Consider the following 320-nt stretch of genomic DNA (forward strand, 5'->3'; position numbering starts at 1 on the left):
CGCTGGCTGGAACATCATCAGGACGATACATGGTCAGTGTATGATATCAGCGGCGAGCGCTGGCATTATCAGCCATTACGCGAAAATGCCCCTTCCCTGCCCCTGCGTCTCACTGAATCCTGTGGTAACGATATCCTGTTTGCATGGAACGACGACAACACGCTGCATTCACTCACCGACAGCGCGGGGCAAAGTGTAGTCTGCCGCTACAAAACCGTCAGCGGGCAGGTTCGCCTGACCGGGGCCTGGCTGGATAATGAAATCTGCCTGGTCAGCTACGGCTTCGATGATAAGGCCAGGGTGATTAGCGTCACCGGACG

The 320-nt window shown here is 56.2% G+C and carries 1 pseudogene (running past one end of the window); it reads left to right on the forward strand.

Going from position 1 to position 320, the window contains the following annotated elements:
- Positions 1–105: 105 nt before the first annotated feature.
- Positions 106–320: pseudogene (locus tag A1830_RS22135) on the forward strand (type IV secretion protein Rhs); its annotated part runs 285 nt beyond the window's last position; the annotation flags it as partial.

This window comes from Erwinia sp. ErVv1, assembly GCF_900068895.1.
Classification (GTDB): domain Bacteria; phylum Pseudomonadota; class Gammaproteobacteria; order Enterobacterales; family Enterobacteriaceae; genus Erwinia.